This window comes from Gemmatimonadaceae bacterium, assembly GCA_037721215.1.
GTDB lineage: Bacteria > Gemmatimonadota > Gemmatimonadetes > Gemmatimonadales > Gemmatimonadaceae > UBA4720.
The window spans coordinates 152364-172234 of record JBBJNV010000003.1 but is presented as its reverse complement, the minus strand read 5'-3'; the positions used below and the strand labels follow the sequence as shown (position 1 = coordinate 172234).

Genomic DNA, 19871 nt, shown 5'->3' with positions numbered 1-19871 from the left:
GGTGTTGGAACCTCCGGCCTCGGGAGTCATACCACCTGATCGAGAAAGCATTTATCCTGCAAACACAATATGAGGTTTTTACAATGCGGAAAACAATGTTCATGATCACAGTTACTCTCCTTGCCGCGTGTAGTAGCGGGAATGCGATCGCGCCCGGTTCGGAGAAGAGGCCATTGCCCCCGCCCCCGGGTACGCCGAACTCAGTCGTCGTCACCAACAACGCTTTCGCTCCGAATGCGCTGTCGACGTCGGCGGGATCGCGGGTGACCTGGACGTGGGACTCGTGCCGCGGGGGCGATGCCTATGGCAGCGGCCAGCAGTGCGCCGAGCACGACGTGGCTTTTGATGACGGCATTACGTCAGGCGTTTTGTCGAACGGTAATTACGTGCGGACTTTTACGTCGCCCGGCACGTATCCCTACCACTGCCGGATCCACGGCACGTCCATGTCCGGCAGGGTCGTCGTAAACTAGATACGCAGCTTTCGACTCATTGATTACGATGTCAACAGCCGGCGCTCTGGCGTCGGCCGCGTGCAGTGCAGGCAGCGATAGCGTCACCCCTGCACCGACCCCACTGCCCCCTCAGGAATCCCGCTCGCGCCGCCCACCACCCGATGTTCCCCCGTACCCTTGGGCGTCAACCCAAATTTCTTCATCACCCACTCGCGCCACTCATCCATGATCTCATAGAACGTCGGGATCACCACCAGCGTCAGCACTGTCGAAGTGATCACGCCGCCGATCACAGCGCGGCCAAGCGGCGCGCGCCACCCCGCGCCTTCGCCGATTCCCAGTGCAACCGGGCTCATGCCGGCAATCAGCGCCAGCGTAGTCATCATGATTGGTCGGAGGCGAATTGCACCCGCCTGAATCAGCGCCTCACGCCGCGGTAACCCGTCCTTCTCTCGCGCCCACTTTGCGAAGTCTATCAATAGAATTGCGTTTTTCGCCACGATCCCCATTAACAGAATCACGCCGATCAGACTCATCAGATTGATGGTGTCGCCGGTGATCATGAGCGCGAGCATTACGCCAATGAGTGACAGCGGCAGCGACAACAGAATCGCCAGCGGCTCGAGGAACGAGCCGAATTGCACGACGAGAATGAAGTACATGAGCATTACCGCAACGCCGAGCGCCGCGAAAATACTGCCAAACACTTCCGCCTGCGCATCGGCTTCACCACCCTGCGTGATCGTGACGCCGGGCGGCAGAGCCATCTTCGCGATCTCGCCATTGATGTCCGTCATCACTTCGCCCAGCGACCGGCCCGATGTATTCGCCTGAACCGTTACTACCAGCTCTCCATCGAGATGCGATATCTGTGCAGGACCGAATCCGTCGGTGACCGTAGCGATTTGTCCAAGCGGCAGCGTTGCCGGTCCATTCTCACCCTGAATCACGATCGGAAGCTGCACGAGATCGGCTGCGCGCATGCGAGCCTCCGGCGCGAGGCGGACGTTCACCTCCCGCATCTCGTTCGACGGATCGACCCAGTCACCTGCCTTGATACCCGCAAACGCTGGACGCAGCGCCTGCGCCACCTGACCCACGGTCACGCCAATCGAGCCGGCGAGACCGCGATTCAACTCGACATCGACCTCTGGCTTCAACCCCTTGGTCGACAGTCCGACATCCACGGCGCCTCTCACTTTCTTCAGCTCGGCCGCAATCATCGCACCCGCTGTGTTCAGCCCATCGGGCGTCCCGCCCCGAAGCTGAATCTGAATCTGCTTCTCGGCCCCCTGGAATCCGCCGGTGTAAACGGTCATCGTCGCACCACCGATCCGCCCGACTTCCCTTCGAATCGTCCCACCGAAATCCTCGGCGCTAACATCCCGCTCGTGCTTCTTCGTCATCCGAACGTAAATATTGCCGTTGTCGACCGCACCGGTTCCCGTGCCGAGCGTGGTGTAGGTGTACACGACCTCGGGGTGCGCGCGCACTATGCGTCCAGCCTCCTCCGCCTTGAGCCTCGTGTAATCGAGATTGGAGCCCGGAGGAGTTTCAACGCCGATGTTGAATTCAGAGTTGTCGTCTTCGCCGAAAAAGCTCGTGCCGACGAGGCCTGCGACCGGAAGAGCAATCGCAAGAATGAAAGAGCCAACCGCTAGCCCCACCATCGCAAGACGGTGGTCCAGTGCCCAGCCGATGACTTTCTTATAGCGCTCCGACTGCCGGTCGAACCAATGGTTGAACCGGTCGAGCGTGCGGGTAATGATGTTCACGCGCTGGCCCGGTACCCGCTTGGGATCGGCCCAGTAGGCGGAAAGCATCGGATCGAGTGAAAACGAAACGAACAGCGATACGAGCACTGAGCTGGCGATGGTCAAAGCGAACGGCTTGAACCACTGGCCCGCGACTCCGGCCATAAACGCCACCGGCACAAACACGGCGATGATCGAGAACGTTGTTGCCGCCACTGCCAGTCCGATCTCGTCGGTCCCGTCATGCGCGGCGGTCATGTGGTCCTTCCCCATCTCGATGTGCCTGACGATGTTCTCGCGCACGACGATCGCATCGTCGATGAGAACGCCGATCGCGAGCGAGAGACCGAGAAGCGACATCGTGTTGAGCGTGAAACCAAAAGCCCAGACTGTCACGAACGAAGCCAGCACCGATACCGGCAGCGCCAGTCCCGTGATGACGGTAGACCTCCATGAATTGAGAAAGATGAAGACCACCAGAATGGTGAGAAGTGCGCCCACGATCAGCGCTTCCTCGACAGTTCGCACCGAGTTCTTAACCCGCTCTCCCGAGTCGCGAACCGTGTTCATCTTCACTCCGGCAGGCAGCGTTTTCTGAACCTCCGCCACCGCTTTCGCGATTTTTGCACTGACGGCGGTGGTGCTGTAGCCCTTCGATTTGCTGATGTCGATACCGATGGCTTCCTTGCCGTCGAACAGCGCGAGTGAGCGTTGCTCCTGATTTCCATCCAGCGCATCTGCAACCTGGCCCAGCCTGATGACCTGACCATTCCGCTCGGCGACAACGAGCTGCATGAAATCCTCGGGGCCCTCGAGCCTGCCCTGCAGCCTGATCGTTCGCTCATCCAGGGTACCGGTGATCCGGCCGACGGGAGCGGCGAGGTTTTGCGCCTGAAGCGCCTCCACCACCTGCGACACACTGACTCCCGCGGCCTGCAGCGCCTGTGGCCGAAGCTGAATCGTCATCTCGCGATCCACCTGACCGATTATCCGGACCTGCGACACGCCCGAAATTCCTCGGATTGCACTGGTGATCTTTGGATCGGCCATTCGCGTGAGCTGCGCCGGCGTGTAGGTATCCGATGCCAGGGTCAACGACACGATCGGTTGATCGCCTGGATCGAACCGGCTCAGAATCGGCTCCTCCATTTCGAGCGGCAGGTCTGCCCGGATGGATGAGATTGCATCGCGGATATCCTGCGTTGCCTGCGAGATATCCTTTTCATACACGAAGATCGTGATGATCTGGGCGAAGCCATCAGAGGCGGTGCCGAAAACCTGATCGACTCCAGCTATTCCCTTGATGGCATCCTCGACGGGCTTCAGCAGCTCGCGTTCGACGCCTTCCGGCGACGCGCCGGGATACGGAATGCCTGTCAACACTACCGGCTGCTGAACGTCGGGAAATTCGTCAGTCTGGAGCCGCAACAGCGCGAAAAGACCAAATACCGCTAGTGCCACCATCGTCACAATGGTGATCATCGGGCGCTTGATCGCGAAATCTGAAATTACCATCCGCTATTTCCTCGATTCCTTGCGCGGCTCGTCTGTTGGAGCCGACACCCTCACGACCGTACCGGGTGAGATTGCCTGCGCGGCGCCAGTGAGAAGCGTGTCGCCCGCCTGCACTCCCGACGCGATCTCGATTCGTTCCGAGCCTTCGTCGCGAAGGCCGAGCTGCACCGGAGTTCGCTCGATTTTTCCCTGCTTGATACGAAGCACTGCCGGAACGCTGCTTCGGGCATCGATTGCCGACACCGGCGCAATCAGCCCGGTGCGGGTGTCGCTCGACAGGCGGCCGTTCGCAAAGAGTCCGCCGACGAGTGTCCCGGCAGTGTTGGGAATCGAGATGAATATCCGCACCTGGCGTGTCGCGGGATCTGCGGTGGGGTTGATTCGAGTCACACGGCCGGCGAAGTCGCGGTCAGGATAGCCACTCACTGTGAACGCGACCGGAGTTCCGATGCGCACTTGCGAGAGATTTTCTGCCGGAACCGACGCTTCGAGACGCATGCTCGACGGATCCACGACTATGAACATCGCGGCGCCGGGCTGCAGTACATCACCCGGCGAGGCCTGTCTGTCGCTGACCACTCCCGATATCGGCGCTCTAACGGTTGTGTTGCCAACCTGCTTCTGCGCCATGGAAAGGCGGGCACGCGCATCGGCCAGCGCGGCGGTCGCCGCCACCGAACTCCGGCGGGTCTGCTCGATCTCCCGCTCGGCGATCGCGCCCACGGCAAGAAGTTTCTGGCTTCGGGCAAGGTCACGTTGAGCGATGTCGGCATTGTTGCGAGCCGATGTGAGGCCCGCCCGTGCGGAAAGAAACGCATCCTGCAATCCTCCACCGTCGATGCGGGCGAGCACCTGGCCGGCGCGAACTGTCTGGCCTTGCTCGACGTAGGTCTGCAGGACACTGCCACCGACCTGCGCGCGCACCATTGCCTCGCGTTCGGGCATGAGGGTACCGGATATCGCCGGGCCATTGGATAACGACCCGTTCGATACGACAGCGATATTTTCAGGCCCGATGGTCATCGGAGCGACGGCTGTCGAGTCGGATTCAGCGGCCGCTCCCCGGTTACACGCGGCTACGACCGCGAGCAGAAGGGTGAACGCGGCGTACCGGCTCAATCCATTCGTCATTCCCGGGAATACAGAGATCCACCTTGAACCTTCCGGGTGTGTCGCGTTGCCTGTCGAGCGATGTATGTGTGTCATTTTCGATTAGAATCCAGGGGGTATCTGCTGGGACGCAAGCGTGCCTGACTGCGACTGTTGTTGCTGCTGTTGTTGCTGTTGCTGTTGTCCGCCGGGTTGCGTGGGCTGCTGCTGTGTTTGAATCGCTGCGTCCGACTGCCCGAAACCGCCAGCCTGCAGGGGAAGATTGGGAAGCAGCGCGAGCTTTATCCGCGCCATGTGAAGATTGCGGGCTGCGAGGGCGCGGTTTCCTGTCGACTGCTCGAGGAGAATTCGCGAGTCATTCAACTCCAGCTGCGTCGATATGCCCTCCCGGTATCGCACCTCGGCAATTGTGTATGCCCGGGAGGCCTGTTCGGCGGTTCCGCGACTCGCTTCCCACGCGGCGTTGGCCTGAATGAGGGCGTTGATGGCTACGCGCGCATCGAGCGCTGCGAACTCACGGACCTGCTGGAGCCGCGAGCGCGATTCCGCAACGTTTGCCTGAGCCACCATTTCTTCACCTCGAATGCGTCCGCCAGTGAAGATCGGAAGCTGCGCGGCGATTCCAACGGTCCAGTTTGCGCGGAAGTCATTTGTTCCAGGCAAGCCCGATAGGGGATATGCGACGGCACCATATTGCGACGACAGCGATAGCGACGGCAGCCGCTGCGACCTGGCCACCCGAAGCAGCTCGCGCTGGACTTCGAGCGCTTCCGCAGCCTGCCTGACGCCGGCGCGGTTTGCGGTCGAGGTGTCGGGAGTGAGGTACGAAGCGACCGACACACCGGCAAGCTGTATTCCCGCCGACGCGGCTGTGGAATCCTCGATCTGTGTCGTCAGCACTACCGGTTGATTCAGCGGAATATTCAGCAGTTGTTTCAGTCGCAGATACGCGACCTCGCGATCGCTGCGGCGCTGGATTACCTGTGGCCGCTGGTTATCGCTCGTCACCTGCGCTCTCAAAAGCTCGAACTCGGAAACGTTTCCCACGGTCTTGTTGAGCTGAACCTGACGCAGCACACTCTGAGTCTGCGTGAATGAAGCGTCCGTTATCGCGACGAGACGATCGGCGAGCGACGCTTCGTAATAAGCCTGGGTGACGTCGAGGATGATCTGCGCGCGCTGTGCAGTGAGCTCGATCCCGGCCGCGCGCCTGCCGGCCGCCGCCGCTTCGTTCTGAGCCGAGACGCGGCCGCCGTTAAAGAGATTCTGTGAGACGGAGAGGCCAAGCTGGTACTGGTTCGCCTGGCCGAACGGAAGGCTGCTGAAAGCCGCGAACGGATTGATGCCGGCGCCGCAGCGCGATGCCTGTTCGAGCCCGGCAAGACGATCGGCGACAGACGCATTTGGGTCACGAAGGTATGCGTCGCACGGTGGTGCCGGTGGCTGCGGACCGGTGGTGTCGGGTGCGGGGCTATCACCGCTGATTCCCTGAAACTGCGATTTGAGAGTGCGGGTGTACCCGCCCGAGCCGAAGATCTGCGGGAAGAGCTGGCTCCGGGCCTGCAGCCGCTGCCCCTCGCTGCGCTGCACGCCTGCACGGGCTATTTGCACAGCTTCGCTCTGCGTTTCTGCGGCACGTATTGCATCGTCGAGAGAAAGAGCGACTGCATTGGCTCCGGCCGGTGGCGAAACGGCTGGGACCATTACCGTAGATGGTCGGGGAGCCGCTTGCGCGTTCGCGAACGATGCAATTGCTGAAATGACAAGAGGCGTCACGACCGCATTGCACAGCATCCACGTGCGAGTCGCCACGCGTAATCGGTTGTAAGGTTTCCGGGCAGTCATATCAGTGTTACGTGAGTGGTTGTGTGATTTGTTTCCCGCGCTTGTGCCGGCCGTCTGTCGTTACTGAGCTGGTACTGACTCCAATCGCTCGCAACAGCAGGCGCGCGTAGCGTTGCGGAGCCTGGTCCGCGGGTTCCGGATAGGCATCAGGCATCATGTCGCGTCCCATCGCGTCGTGGAACAACGCCCCCATCATCATCGCCGCAGCTGCCGATGCATCGAAATCTTCATTGATGAAACCGCTGCTCTTGAGCGCGCCGAAATAGGCGCACAGTTCACTCGTCGCCCGGATCGGGGTGGCCGCCGCCGCCGATTTCATCTCTGGCCTCTCCTCCGTCTCGCTCATGCATTTCCGGATCATTCCCCGTCGCGATCGCAGATGATCGATGACCACCGCACACCACCCCGCCAGTTCGGCCTCGGGGTTAACAGGCGACGATGGAAGAGGACTGGAGATCTCGCAGCCAACTGAATGATTGATTGCTTCCTGCAGCAGGACTTCCTTGGATCCGAAGTACCTGAAAATCGTGACTTCGTTGACCGCCGCAGCATCAGCGATCCGCCGGGTAGTGGAGCCGCGAAAGCCATGCTGAGCGAAAACCGATGCCGCTGCCTGGATGATTGTTGTGCGAGTGTCCATGCGCCCTAACGTACGGAGCACGACCGCTGCGTGCAAGTGCCTACTTGCTTACATCATACGTCTGTCGCGGCGTGCTCAGGGGTCACGGAGGTGGGACCGGCGGCGCGCCCGGCAGCGTTTCAGGCTTCGCCATGCGATACTCGAACGGGTACGTGCGCCATAGCAATCGGTCACGGTCGGCATTCTTGCGCGCTTCTCCCAATACTGTTGCGGGCTCCCCGTCGTCTACAAAGCCGTTTTCTTGCGGCACGATGCACCGCCTTGAGGGAGCACTCACCTCCAGCGGCGAGTTGGTAGCGTCAGCCACTACTGTGCCGGTGAATCTCCCGCCCCCGCCGCACCAGGATCAGGATTCTGTGCACACCGATGTGTTGTCTGCAGACAAAGGGGTGTAGCAAGTTCCTTATACCATAGAAGCTGCACTTCATCTGGCAGGTCAGGGTACGCAGTGTGATCGGTTGCGCCCAGTGTGCATCCCTGACTCGCGTAAAACCGGCAGGCCGGCACATTTATGTTTTGTGTTTCGACCTTGAGACGGCGGGCCCCTCGCATCGACGCCCAGCGTTCGGCTGCCTGAAACAGTAAAGCACCGACACCCTCCCGGCGCGCATCAGGTGCGACCCGCAGGTCCCAAAGAAGGGCGAGATCGCTTTGTCGTTCCAGCATGTCGATATCGGGACTGTCATGTACGATGGCCGCGGCTCCGACGCGGTTGCCATTGAGCGAAGCCTTGAAAAAACCCCATCGTCTCAGGTCGAAGCGAACGACCCACTGTAGCGGACCGTGCGCAGGATCGGCGTCGTAGTCCTTTACATAAGGTGTAGCCAGGGTTCGGAGTCGTAGATGCGGGCCTTCGGTGCCATGCGCGGCTGCCATGACATCGAACACTTCGCGAACCTCGAAAGCGATCGGCACACGCGCGTAATCCGGGAGCGCGGATGGATATTCTTCCGTGATTTCGACCGTTGAGATAAGACTGTCGTGCGATCGTTGCGTTCCGGTCATCAGGTCATACTGCAAAGTGGTGTTGACCGACGCAACCATGGAATGCCGGGCGCAGCATCCCCATAACAGCCGGAACAGAACTACATCCTCGGCACACGCAGGAGCGCATCCAGCTCGGTCGCCGCAACTCGACGCGGAACCTGCCACCTGCCGCCCTCTATCGGATCGGATGGAACCGATACGCCGGCAACTCTGCCGCGGGTGTCGACCGAAACCATCGCCGATGCCGCATGCTGGCCGTCGCGAATACTCGAGACCATCAGCACCCAGGTTCCCTGCGCAGGTTTCTGCCACCGCACCACGTATACACCCGGCCGCGACAACCTTTGGATGTCGAGTTTCACCGACTGGCGACGGCCGTTCACGAGACCCTCGGCGGTGCCCGTCAATTCGTAACCAACGAGATCGCCGTGATGGTAAGTGCGAACGGTCATGAATGCACCACGCGTTGCAGGGTCGTGCGGATTAACCGGATACTCGATTGCGATCCAGGGCGGACCAGAGTGCGCAATGCCGGAAACTGCGAGCGAAAGACCGGCGACGAGAGCGAGACGGCGAAGCGGTGAGCGGAACATGGAGTATCTCCTTATCGAGTGAGCAGCCAGTGCGAAGCACCCTGCACAAGTACGATGCCACCGGACTCTCAGTGGTTGAAACGACTCGCTGCAATTACGGAATAAGAAACATTAGTACTATTTAGCTACTAATTCCGGTGCGCTGATCTCATTTGTGCACCGCTTGTCACTTGATGCGACGCAGCGTCACCGGTCCCTTGAAAGACCGGATCGACACCCTCGCGCCGCCACCCCCATTCGACGTCGAGAGTTCCGCGCCGCGGCCGTAACGCCCAGCCAGCACTGCCTGCTTCGTGAGCCGGTTGCTGATCGAACCGGCGATCGACACGATATCGAAATCTGCGGGTGAGCCCGACGGAATACCGATATCGATTGCGCCACCATGAGTTTCGAAGTCGATCGAACCACCCCGCTGAAAGCTTCCGTTGAAGCCGATGCTGCCGGTTACGGTCTCGAACTTCGCGCGCTCGAACCCGGCTCCCGAGACGACAATACCGCCGCTGACAGTCGAAAGGGTCGCATCCGCGCTTGACCCTCGAAGGATTACTGTACCGCTGGCGCTCTTCGCCCTTACCCACGCGGGAGATCCGGTAATCACGATCGCACCGTCTATTGCTTCCGCATTGACGTCGGCCGGATTTCCCGCCACGCGGATCGTCCCGCCTACTACATAGATATCGAGGCTACCTGTCACACCCGATACATCGACATCAGCCGTCGCGGTTTTTATCCATACCTTGCTCCGCGCCGGCACCGAGATCTCCAGACGGGCGGGCTGCGGATTTCTTTCGTCCGCACCTTCGACGAACATCTTCATTCCGGTGCGCCCGCCACCCATATGCAGTGAGTTGCCCCTGCCTATCGCACCGCGCACCGCAACCGAGTCGCGATTCCACGCCGAGATGCGCACGCTGCCAACGAGATTGTAAATGCGGATCGCGCCATCCGGGTTGAGCGGCAGTCCCCGAAGCGCCTTTCCCGACGATTGAGCATTCACTCCCGGTTGTGCTCTTGCCGACGATTGAGCCTTCACTCCCCCCTGTGCTTTTGCCAACGTCTGAACGTCCACCTTCTGCCGTGCTTCCGACGGCGCCTGTGCCTGGATACCGGCCGCTGCAATGCCGTGATTCAAACCGATGACGGCTACGCCCACAACGACACGGAATGCAGGAGCGATCCCGGCTATTGCCCGCCAACCAGAGCCCGCACATCGCATTCTCAACTGCGCGCCATCTCTGTCGTGCGGCGTAACAGGTCGAGCTTCTGCTCATACGATCCAGACAGCATTTCCACGATGGTACGGTTGGCCGGATCGGCAGCGAGCGCACGACGGGCCTCGAGAATCGCGGCATCGATCACGCGCAGACTTTCGTCAAGCTTCGCAATGGTTTCGGGAGCCAGAGAACCCTCACCACTTTGGAGTGTCTCCGACAACTGGCTCGCAGTCCTGATGTAGTCCTTCTCGACTTCCACGAACTCGGCGAGCGTCGCCGGCCCGGATGCACGCGCGCGCTCGGGGGACGAGGTGACGGCGACTGGCTGCGAAGCCGCATCGGTTTTCCCGCCCACCAGTTTTGCCGTGACTGCTGATGATCCGATTACGAGCACTGCCGCGGCTGCAAGAAGGAACGCTGGGCGTTGCCACAGTGCCGGTTTCCTCTGGAGCCGGTTGATTTCCGGGGCGATTGCACCCTTAGCCGCAATAGCCTCCCGGATTTTCGGCCATGCATCGGCAGGTGGCTCGACACTCTTCGGAAGTTCAGCCGCTCTGGCAAGCAACGCCCGGAGCCGCGTATCGTTGACTGAGCTGTCATCGATGCTCTCATCGACGTCGTCATCCATGATGTCGTCTTTCATCTGTCCAGGGCCTTTATCAGGAGCTTGCGGGCGCGATGGAGCTGCGCCTTGACGGTTCCTACCGCTACGCCGAGTTGTTCAGCGATTTCTTCGTGCTTGTATCCTTCGATGTCGTGAAGGACGAACGCTGTACGGGCGCCGGGGGGAAGTCCGGCGATTGCATTTTCAAGATCCATCCGCAGATCAGGTGTAACCGGCGCCGACATCGCCCCGACGGTGTCCGGCTCCTCCATCGTTACTACACGAGCCATTCGGCGTCCGTCGCCCCGTGCGGTTTCCAGCATCACGTTCACAGCCAGACGATGCAACCATGACGAGAACGCGCAGTCACCGCGGAACGTCCCAAGCCCGTTCCATGCCCGAATGAACACGTCCTGCATCAGCTCCGTCGCGTCCATCCCCGAGTTTCCCGATAACCTCAGGCAAAGAGCGTAGACTCGCGGCGAATGCTCGCGATAAATCTCCTCGAATGCGCCGACGTCACCGCCCTGCGCACGGCGGACCGCGTTCAGTGCAACGCCGCTTTCAGATGAAGGAAATGGAATCGTCGGCGTCGGCGTTACGGGGAAGGTGATCATTCGGTTCGTATCTATGATGCCGCTCGTCGTCGCAGGGTTTAACGGGGCTAACTATCGGACGAGCGATCCCCGTCCTCACTTGCGAGCCCCAAGCTCTAGCGCCAAGGCTCGGGCAGTGCCGGACGACTATCGGCTGCGGATTACGGACCAAGCTTTCGGCCAGTCCGCACCTCAGCCCTTTATCCCCGCTTCACTCTCCTATACACAATCCACCCCGCCGCTGCCAGCAACGCAAGCGGAATAAGCACGCCGAGCGATGCAATCAGCGCAGCGATGAAACCGACGAAGTTGCGCCAGGCCTGCCGGAACGCCGAGGCGATGGGATTCTCTCCGGGAGTCTGTCCGAGAATCGGTGTCGGCTCATGGACGGTGACGCTGAGAGTACTGACCGCCGCCCGGGTACGCAGAAAACGAAGCCGCCCCTCATATCGCTCGATTTCCTCCCGCACACGGGCGAGCTCCCGCTCCACGGCAAGCACGTCCTCGAGTTTCCCGGTGCGCGTGGCAAGCAATCCGACGAGGCGTTCCTCGAGTCGCCGGGAGTTCGTTACGCGAGCCGTCATATCCACGTATTCTTCGCCAACGTCCTCCACCGACGTATTCACCGACTCGACTTTCCCAATGCCGCCGAGTCCGTTAATCGCCTGGTCGTATCGCGCCGCGGGAATTTTCAGCTCCAGAGTCGCACTGCGAATCTGGTCGCGGCCGCCGCTGATGGACGAGTTTGCGACATACCCGCCCAGTTGCGCAGTCAACTGCCGGAGGCGAACAATCGCGGGGTCGAGCTTCTCGACCTCGATCGATGCTTGCCCCATGCGGATCAACATGCTCGGCGCAATCTCGGCCGACGGGAGCTGGCCGGCGCCCGCCGTACCAGCCTGAGTTGCGGCTGCGCCCGCGACTCCGCCCTGGCGCATGCGAACACCCTGCACCTTCCTTGACATGCCAGGAGGAGGCGCGGACCTCGGCTCGCTCGCCGAGCCGGTCGCGGCAGTATCGGTTGCGACCTGATTCTCAGTGCCCATAGTGCCCGAACCGTCCCGCTCGGACCCGTCGCAAGCGAGCATGAGAAATCCCGCAAAGGTAATCAGCAGTGGCGATTTCAATTTAGTGAGCTCGTTTGAGTGTGACTGTTAGGACGCGGGCGGTCTGCTCCGTTGCACATTTACGGTTGAATATTCTTGCAGAGCCGAGGATGGCGCTCAGCGAGCAGCCCGTAGTTTTTATCCGACCGTTGCGCCCACACCCTTTGGCATCGCGAGCATCGGCGCCGCGGGCGTCGGCGCAGCAACCCTCCGCTCCCCAACCTGCTGCCGCCACATCGCATAGTACAGTCCCGTCCGCTCGAGGAGCTCGTCGTGCCGCCCCGATTCGACAATGCGCCCTTGCTCGAGCACGTAGATGCAATCGGCATGCATGATGGTCGAAAGCCGGTGAGCGATGAGTATTGTCATCACTCCACGGTCGCTCGCAACATCGCGCATCGTCCGGCTGATCTCCTCTTCGGTCAGTGAATCCAGCGACGACGTCGCTTCATCGAATACGAGCAGGTGCGGCCGTCTCAGCAATGCCCGCGCAATTGACAACCGCTGCTTTTCTCCACCGGATACCTTCACGCCACCCTCGCCGATAACAGTATCAAGCCCCTTGTCGGCCCTGGCGAGGAGAGTGTGCGCAGCCGATTTGTGTAGTACGTCGAGACACTCTTCGTCAGTGGCTTGCGGGCTCACAAAGAGAAGATTCTCGCGAATCGTTCCGGAAAACAGCTGAGTGTCCTGAGTGACGAAACCAATGCGTTCACGCAAATGGTCGAGATCGATCACGGTACTCGAGTGACCATTGTACAGAATCTCGCCCTGCTTCGCCGGATAAAGTCCGACTAGAAGCTTGACGAGAGTTGTCTTGCCGGCGCCCGACGGACCGACAAACGCGATCGTGTCACCACGATCGACACTGAACGAGATGTCGCTGAGTGCGGGCGTGCTCGCGGTCTGGTGCGTGAAACTGACGTTGCTGAACTCCAGCCGGTTGAGCTCCTCCAGCGGAACTGGGTTCTCCGGCTTTGGGTCCTTGGGGATGGCAAGTATCGCGCGAAAATTCTCCAGCGATACCTCGGTCTCCCGGTACGTGTTGATGATGTTTCCCAGCTCCTGCAGCGGGCCGAAGATGAAGAACGAATAGATCAGCAGGGAGAAGAACTGCCCAACGGTGATTTTCTGTGTGAAGATCAGATACAGCATCAAAAACAGGATGCACGTTCTCAGCAGATTTACGAACGTTCCCTGGATAAAGCTCAGACTGCGGAGATACCGGACCTTCTTCAGCTCAAGCTTGAGGATCTTGTCGGTCGTGGAGTTGAGCCGCTTCACTTCCTGATCGGCAAGCCCCAGGCTCTTGACGAGCTCGATGTTCCGCAGCGACTCCGTAGTCGATCCCGCGAGCGCCGTCGTCTCGGCGACGATCTCCTTCTGGATCACCTTGATCCGCTTGCTGAGGATTGAGCTGAGAAGGCCCAGCATTGGAACCGTGAGCAGAAACGCCGGCGCGATCACCCAGTGCACTGACAGTGCGTAGATCACCACGAACACCACCCCAACCAGCGTCGTGAATAGCATGTTGATCGACATCGAAATAAACTTTTCGACATCGCTTCGCACTTTCTGCAGCTTGCCGAGTGTCTCGCCGCTGCGCTGGTCCTCGAATACCGAGTACGGCAGCTCGAGCGAGTGGCGGATTCCGTCCGAGTACATCTGGGCACCCAGCCGCTGCACAACGACGTTGACGAAATAATCCTGGAAGTTTTTTGCCACCCGCGAGACAAATGCCACACCGACAGCAGCACTCAGCAGCAGCGCAACCCCTCTTATGAACTGCTCGGTGGTGTAATCCTTGTAGCGGGTCGCGTAGTTGTCGATGATGTGACGGAAAATCAGCGGATCGAGAAGCGAGAAGACCTGATTGATGGTGGCGAGGACCAGCGCCAGTCCCACCAGCTTCCAGTAGTTCTTCAGGTACCCCTTGAGAATATCCATTCAGGAAATCTGAACGAGTTTCGCGGCTTGACAACAGGGGCCGTGCGCGGTATCAATGATGGTACAACTGATTTCGTGGTGATTTGCCGCCTATTGCAGCCACGTTAAACAACTCGCTAAAACGCTCTCGCCCGCGGCTACTCCGTGGGCTTTCGTGTTTTCAGCAGCCACTCGGCGAGTGTTTGACGCGGCGCAGGTGCTCGGGCACCACGCAGATCGCCCGCCGCCCTTCCGCTGCTGTCCCGGAGTACCGCCATGACACGCAAGAAAGTCACGACTGCAACGCTGGCCGCTTTTCGTGAACGTGGAGAAAAAGCTGTCTTCGTTACCGCCTACGATTACGCTACGGCTGCTTTTGCCGAACGCGCCGGAGTCGACATGCTGCTCGTTGGGGATTCGGCGGCGATGACGATGATGGGGCTTCCCAATACGCTTGGCATCGGCATGGACGAGATGATTGTCTTCGTCCGCAGTGTCTGTCGAGCGAGCACGTACAGCTTCGTCGTCGGAGATCTGCCCTTCCTCTCGTATCAGCCATCTGACGAGACGGCAATTATCAGCGCTGGACGGTTTGTCGCGCTCGGGTGCGACGCCGTCAAATGCGAGGGGGGCTCACGCGTTGCATCGCGCGTGCGGGCAATGACCGACGCCGGCATCAACGTCATGGGACACCTGGGACTCACGCCGCAGTCGCTGGGCCAGCTGGGTGGCTACCGGGTTCAGGGCAAATCCCGCGCTGCCGCGGAAAAACTCGTGGACGACGCCATCGCGTTGCAGGAGGCGGGCGCCTTTGCTCTGCTGCTGGAGGCGATGCCCGCTGAGACGGCGGCGCTTGTGCGGGAGAGCGTCGGGATCCTGGTGTACGGGATCGGGGCGGGCCCGCACGTTGACGGCCAGCTCGTTATCTCCCACGACATACTCGGCAATTTTGTCGGAGACATCCGGCCGAGCTTCGTCAAGCGGTACGGAGGTGTGGGCGAGGAGATCGAGCGTGTTTTCCGCGCGTATGCCGATGACGTGCGCGGCGCTCGTTTCCCGGGGCCGGAACACTGTTACGCGATATCCCGCGAACAGGAAGCCGAGATTCATGACCTGCGGGAAAACGTGCGCGACCTGCGGATCGAGGCTCCTCCGTGCGTGGCGCACGAGAATTCGTTCCCGGCCGAGCTGGTGATCGCGAGGTGACGCAGCTCGTCGTGCACGGGGCATCGCGTCGGTGAGGTATTTTTTTAGATGACCACAAACGTCCATCCGAATGTGGCAGTCGATTCCCTGCGTCCGCGTCCGCAACGCTGCCGCGTGTGCGCCGCCGAGTACGACGCGGCTCCAGTCGCTATCTGCGACGAGTGCCTGGGCCCCATCGATCCGTTCCCAAATCCGGCGCGCGTCCTCCCGACGCGGAAAGTGATCGCGTCTCGCGCGGCTTCGCTCTGGCGTTACAAAGAGTGGCTTCCCTTTGACGGCGAGCCCGCGCTTTCGCTGGATACGGGGTTCACTCCGCTGGTCGAGGCGCCTCGGCTCGCGTCAGTGCTTCGCGTCGCCCGCGTGTGGGTAAAGAACGACAGCGTTTCGCATCCGTCGCTGTCATTCAAGGATCGCGTTGTCGCTACCGCAATCAATGCGGCTGCCGCGTTCGGGCTCGATACGATCGGCTGCGCATCGACAGGAAATCTCGCCAACGCCGTCGCTTCACAGGCCGCCCGCGCCGGACTCAAGGCGTGGATATTCATCCCTGAAAACCTCGAGCTCGGTAAAGTCATGGCGACTGCCGTGCACGGACCAAACCTCGTGAGGGTGCGCGGCCATTACGACGACGTCAACCGTCTCTGCGCGCAGGTGGCTGATGAGTTCGGCTGGGGAATCGTGAACGTGAACCTGCGTGGCTACTATGGCGAAGGGTCCAAGACGATGGCGTTCGAGATCGCCGAACAGTTGGGGTGGCGGCTTCCGACTGCCGTAGTTGCCCCGATGGCTGGCGGATCGCTGGTTACGAAATTACGAAAGGGATTTGATGAATTCGCTGACGCGAACCTTGTGGGCGGCCAGGCGCCGCGCATCTATGGAGCCCAGGCATGTGGCTGCGCACCTATCGTCAATCTTGTCGAGAGCGGAGCCGATGCGATCACTCCGGTGGTGCCTGACACCATTGCGCGTTCGATAGCTATTGGAAATCCGGCCGACGGATTGTTCGCGAGACGTGCGATCGTCGACAGCGGAGGTTGGGCGGCGCGAGTGAGCGAACAGGCAATCGTGGATTGCATTCGCCTCCTCGCTGAGAGCACCGGTGTTTTCACGGAAACGGCCGGCGGGGTGACGTTGGGGGGCGCGCTTGCGCTTGCAGCGCAGGGAAGATTCAACGATGACGACGAAGTCGTGTTGTGCATCACTGGTAACGGGCTCAAGACTACGGAGGTTCTCGCGGGTATTCTCCCCGAAGCGCCAGTGATTGGGGCGAGGCTCAGGGAAGTGCGCGCATTGGTGGAGGGATCACGGGCGTGACCAGTCTGTGGCAAGGAACGATGGAGACAAAGGGCAACGAAACCCTTTTGGAGGCATCGCTCGGGTGACCGCTGTGATTACAGACAACAGTGGCAGGACCGCGAAATCCAATGCGATTCAAGAATCGTCAGCGGTGACGCGCACTGCAACTGTTCGCGTTCCGGGCTCGACCAGCAACATCGGCTCAGGCTTCGATTGCGTCGGGCTCGCCGTCGATCTTTGGCTCGTTGCAACTGTATCGTTAGACGAAATCCGTCCGGGCTTGCCGTCAGGGATCGCTGCTCAACGCGAGGGTGTCTCGTTCGTGCGCAACGGCACACTTAAAGGCCTGCCCGTCGAGGCCGCAAACGACCTTGTGTATATCGGGTTCAGGAGCGCGTACCTGTTCGCGGGAGTGAAGCTATCCCGGCATGTCGCGTTCATGGTCAGCTCCGATATCCCAGTTGGTCGCGGGCTGGGCTCGTCGGGATCAGCGATCGTAGCTGGATGCATGCTCGCGAACGAAGCCCTGTGTCTCGGACTCACTACCGCGCAGTTGTTGGCGCTGGCCGTCGATATTGAAGGTCATGCCGACAACGTTGCGGCTGCCCTTTACGGTGGCGCCGTGCTGGCGGTGCGAACCGCCGCGGGTCACGCGGTGGCACGACTGCGTGTAGCTCCGGGCGTTGCATTCGTAATAGTCATTCCCGGTTTTGCGTGCGATACGAAAGTTTCGCGTTCAGTCCTGCCTGAGTCTGTGGCATACGCTAACGCCGTGAGTGCCATCAGCAGATCCGCTGCACTTGTCAAAGGACTCGAGACCGGTGATCAAGAGCTTCTCCGTGCCGGGCTCGACGATTTGCTTCACGTTCCCTATCGAAGCGCGGCAATATCGGGCTTCGATGAGGTCAGGGCCGCAGCGATTGCGGCCGGCGCGATCGGCGCGACTCTCAGTGGCTCCGGTTCGTCCCTTCTCGCGATCGCGACTGCAAGCGTCGCCAAATATGCTGGTGACGCAATGGTCGCGGCGTGGAAAAGGATCGGGATAGATGCGACTGCTATCATTCTGCACGAACCGGCCGGCGCGTCGGCCATCATTCTACAGGAGAACCAATGTCCGTAACACTCGCCCTCCCGACGGTGCTGGCGAAACTCGCCGGCGGTCGCCGCACACTCGACGCAGACGGCCTGACACTCGGCGAAGTCGTTGCCGATGTCGCCGGCAGATTCCCCGACCTTGCGCCGCGGCTTCGGGACGAATCGGGCGCGCCCTATCCCTTCGTCACCTTCTATCTCAATGATGACGACGTACGCTTTGCCGGCGGGTTCTCGGCGCCGGTGCGTGATGGCGACGAGATCATTATCGTCCCGGCAATTGCCGGAGGGTGACTGTATGACAGTGGCCCAATACTCTGATCATGTAAGTTCAGGCGGAGCGACCGTTTCCGATTCAGGCGCACTTCCGCCGCTAAGCAACGAAGAGATCCTGCGCTACAGCCGGCATCTCATTCTTCCAGATGTCGGCATGGAGGGACAACGGCGCCTCAAGGCCGCGCGGGTGCTGCTGGTTGGGACCGGCGGCCTCGGCTCACCGGCGGCACTGTACCTTGCCGCTGCCGGCGTCGGCACACTCGGCCTCGTGGACTTCGACGTTGTCGACGTGACGAATCTGCAGCGACAGGTTATTCATGGCACGAAAGACGTCGGCCGCCCGAAGATCGCCTCAGCGAGCGACCGTATCAACGACGTAAATCCGCACGTGACGGTGGAGCCGCATGAGGTTGCGCTCACATCCGCCAACGCGCTCGAGATAGCCGCGGAATACGACATAATCGTCGACGGCACCGACAATTTCCCCACCCGTTACCTCGTCAACGACACTTCCGTCCTGCTCGGCAAGCCGAACGTGTACGGCAGCATTTTCCGCTTCGAGGGCCAGGCATCTGTATTCGCCACGGCCGACGGTCCCTGCTATCGGTGCCTGTTTCGCGAGCCTCCTCCACCGGGACTTGTGCCGAGCTGCGCGGAAGGCGGTGTGCTTGGCGTGCTGCCAGGAATTATCGGTACCATTCAGGCTACGGAAACCATCAAGCTCATTCTGGGCGTGGGCGAATCGCTCGCCGGCCGGTTGTTGCTGGTGGATACGCTCGGAATGCAGTTCCGCACAGTGAAGCTTCGACGCGATCCTGAATGCCCCGCGTGTGGAACACGGGAAATACGGGAGCTAATTGACTATGAGCAGTTCTGCGGTGTGGGTCACGCACAATCAGGCGCTGCCGCTACCCACGCGACGGGTGGCGGTAATTCCGGGATTGTCGAGTTGTCTCCACTGGATTTATCAGCGCGAATTGCCCGTGGTGATGACTTTGATCTCATCGATGTACGGGAGCCGTTCGAGTGGGAGATCGCGCGTATCGAGGGGGCGAGGCTGATTCCGCTGGGAACTCTGGCGGCCGCGATTCCGGGGCTCGATCCCGATCGCGAGCTGGTTATCTATTGCAAGGGCGGGGTACGGAGCCTCGCCGCCGCGCGGCAGCTTGAGGCCGAGGGATTTATGCGACTCAATAACGTGACTGGCGGCATAATCAGGTGGAGCGAGGAGGTGGACCCGACGGTCGCGCGGTATTAGACCGATAGACTGGCGAGGCCTTCAGCGGATCAGGTACGCCACGCGGTTCGTCCAGTCGGATCGGCCGAGCTCGTCCCATAGTACGCCGAGTGCACGTGCCAATCCGCCGAGGTCGCTGGGAGCGAAAGTCCTTTCGTCGACGAAAATGACCCCGGCGTGCGGTATTGTGGCTTCCGCCAGTCGTTTGATGAGTGGGACAATCGTCCGCTGGTCGTACGTGACCAGCGTCTGCTTGTGAGCGTGGGCGACGGCGAGCATTGCGTCATCAGCTATTCCGAGGTGCATTCCGACCCCCCAATCCCGGACGGTGGTGACGCGCAACCGGGGACGCGCCAGTCGCAGGGCATCCGCGACATCGGGAGAGATGTGCTCATCGAGCAGAAAATGCAGTGCCACGC

General features: G+C 60.7%; 18 protein-coding genes and 1 riboswitch. Of the genes, 6 read left to right on the top strand and 12 right to left on the bottom strand.

Annotated features, from left to right (window positions below):
* Nucleotides 1-83: 83 nt before the first annotated feature.
* Nucleotides 84-473, top strand: coding sequence for a plastocyanin/azurin family copper-binding protein (locus WKF55_02580; protein ID MEJ7758459.1), 390 nt, complete (start codon nt 84-86; stop codon nt 471-473).
* 83 nt (nt 474-556) lie between these two features.
* Here the strand turns inward: WKF55_02580 and WKF55_02575 are convergent, their stop codons facing one another.
* The 11 genes from WKF55_02575 to WKF55_02525 all read right to left on the bottom strand — a co-directional run bounded on the left by WKF55_02575 (nt 557) and on the right by WKF55_02525 (nt 14366).
* Complete coding sequence (locus tag WKF55_02575; protein ID MEJ7758458.1) at nt 557-3724, bottom strand: efflux RND transporter permease subunit; 3168 nt, start codon at nt 3722-3724, stop codon at nt 557-559.
* Nucleotides 3725-3727: 3 nt separating this feature from the next.
* Entirely contained in the window at nt 3728-4855 is a 1128-nt protein-coding gene (locus tag WKF55_02570; protein ID MEJ7758457.1) for an efflux RND transporter periplasmic adaptor subunit, read from the bottom strand.
* An 81-nt stretch (nt 4856-4936) separates the two neighbouring features.
* The gene (locus WKF55_02565) at nt 4937-6538 is read right to left on the bottom strand and encodes a TolC family protein (GenBank protein ID MEJ7758456.1); all 1602 of its coding nucleotides are present in this window, start codon (nt 6536-6538) and stop codon (nt 4937-4939) included.
* Between the two features lie 148 nt (nt 6539-6686).
* Nucleotides 6687-7319 carry a helix-turn-helix domain-containing protein gene (locus WKF55_02560; GenBank protein ID MEJ7758455.1) on the bottom strand — a complete coding sequence of 211 codons (633 nt, stop codon included), beginning with the start codon at nt 7317-7319 and terminating at the stop codon, nt 6687-6689.
* Between the two features lie 306 nt (nt 7320-7625).
* Nucleotides 7626-8324 (bottom strand): GNAT family N-acetyltransferase, encoded by a 699-nt coding sequence (locus WKF55_02555; GenBank protein ID MEJ7758454.1) that lies wholly within the window; start codon nt 8322-8324, stop codon nt 7626-7628.
* Between the two features lie 80 nt (nt 8325-8404).
* Nucleotides 8405-8899: a hypothetical protein gene (locus WKF55_02550; protein MEJ7758453.1), complete on the bottom strand. Its 495-nt coding sequence runs from the start codon at nt 8897-8899 to the stop codon at nt 8405-8407.
* Nucleotides 8900-9065: 166 nt separating this feature from the next.
* A complete protein-coding gene (locus tag WKF55_02545; GenBank protein ID MEJ7758452.1) occupies nt 9066-10115 on the bottom strand; it encodes a hypothetical protein in 1050 nt (349 codons plus the stop codon).
* A gap of 2 nt (nt 10116-10117) precedes the next feature.
* Nucleotides 10118-10756, bottom strand: a complete 639-nt coding sequence (locus WKF55_02540) for a hypothetical protein (protein MEJ7758451.1) — start codon at nt 10754-10756, stop codon at nt 10118-10120.
* A complete protein-coding gene (locus tag WKF55_02535; protein ID MEJ7758450.1) occupies nt 10753-11334 on the bottom strand; it encodes an RNA polymerase sigma factor in 582 nt (193 codons plus the stop codon). Before WKF55_02535 ends, WKF55_02540 begins: the two co-directional genes overlap by 4 nt.
* Before the next feature lie 179 nt (nt 11335-11513).
* Entirely contained in the window at nt 11514-12440 is a 927-nt protein-coding gene (locus WKF55_02530) for a DUF4349 domain-containing protein (protein MEJ7758449.1), read from the bottom strand.
* 117 nt (nt 12441-12557) lie between these two features.
* On the bottom strand, nt 12558-14366 hold the full coding sequence (locus WKF55_02525; protein MEJ7758448.1) for an ABC transporter ATP-binding protein: 1809 nt from the start codon (nt 14364-14366) through the stop codon (nt 12558-12560).
* 65 nt (nt 14367-14431) lie between these two features.
* Nucleotides 14432-14507, top strand: a riboswitch (SAM riboswitch).
* 114 nt (nt 14508-14621) lie between these two features.
* On the opposite strand from WKF55_02525, the gene panB reads away from it, so the two are divergent.
* The 5 genes from panB to moeB all read left to right on the top strand — a co-directional run bounded on the left by panB (nt 14622) and on the right by moeB (nt 19473).
* Nucleotides 14622-15551, top strand: a complete 930-nt coding sequence (gene panB / locus WKF55_02520) for a 3-methyl-2-oxobutanoate hydroxymethyltransferase (GenBank protein MEJ7758447.1) — start codon at nt 14622-14624, stop codon at nt 15549-15551.
* 48 nt (nt 15552-15599) lie between these two features.
* Nucleotides 15600-16865 carry a threonine synthase gene (gene thrC / locus WKF55_02515; protein MEJ7758446.1) on the top strand — a complete coding sequence of 422 codons (1266 nt, stop codon included), beginning with the start codon at nt 15600-15602 and terminating at the stop codon, nt 16863-16865.
* Between the two features lie 133 nt (nt 16866-16998).
* On the top strand, nt 16999-17967 hold the full coding sequence (thrB, locus tag WKF55_02510; GenBank protein ID MEJ7758445.1) for a homoserine kinase: 969 nt from the start codon (nt 16999-17001) through the stop codon (nt 17965-17967).
* On the top strand, nt 17958-18233 hold the full coding sequence (locus tag WKF55_02505) for a MoaD/ThiS family protein (GenBank protein ID MEJ7758444.1): 276 nt from the start codon (nt 17958-17960) through the stop codon (nt 18231-18233). The genes thrB and WKF55_02505 overlap by 10 nt, the downstream gene beginning before the upstream one ends.
* 4 nt (nt 18234-18237) lie before the next feature.
* Nucleotides 18238-19473, top strand: coding sequence for a molybdopterin-synthase adenylyltransferase MoeB (gene moeB, locus WKF55_02500; protein MEJ7758443.1), 1236 nt, complete (start codon nt 18238-18240; stop codon nt 19471-19473).
* A 21-nt stretch (nt 19474-19494) separates the two neighbouring features.
* Here the strand turns inward: moeB and WKF55_02495 are convergent, their stop codons facing one another.
* The gene (locus tag WKF55_02495; protein MEJ7758442.1) at nt 19495-19869 is read right to left on the bottom strand and encodes a DUF5615 family PIN-like protein; all 375 of its coding nucleotides are present in this window, start codon (nt 19867-19869) and stop codon (nt 19495-19497) included.
* Between the last annotated feature and the right edge of the window lie 2 nt (nt 19870-19871).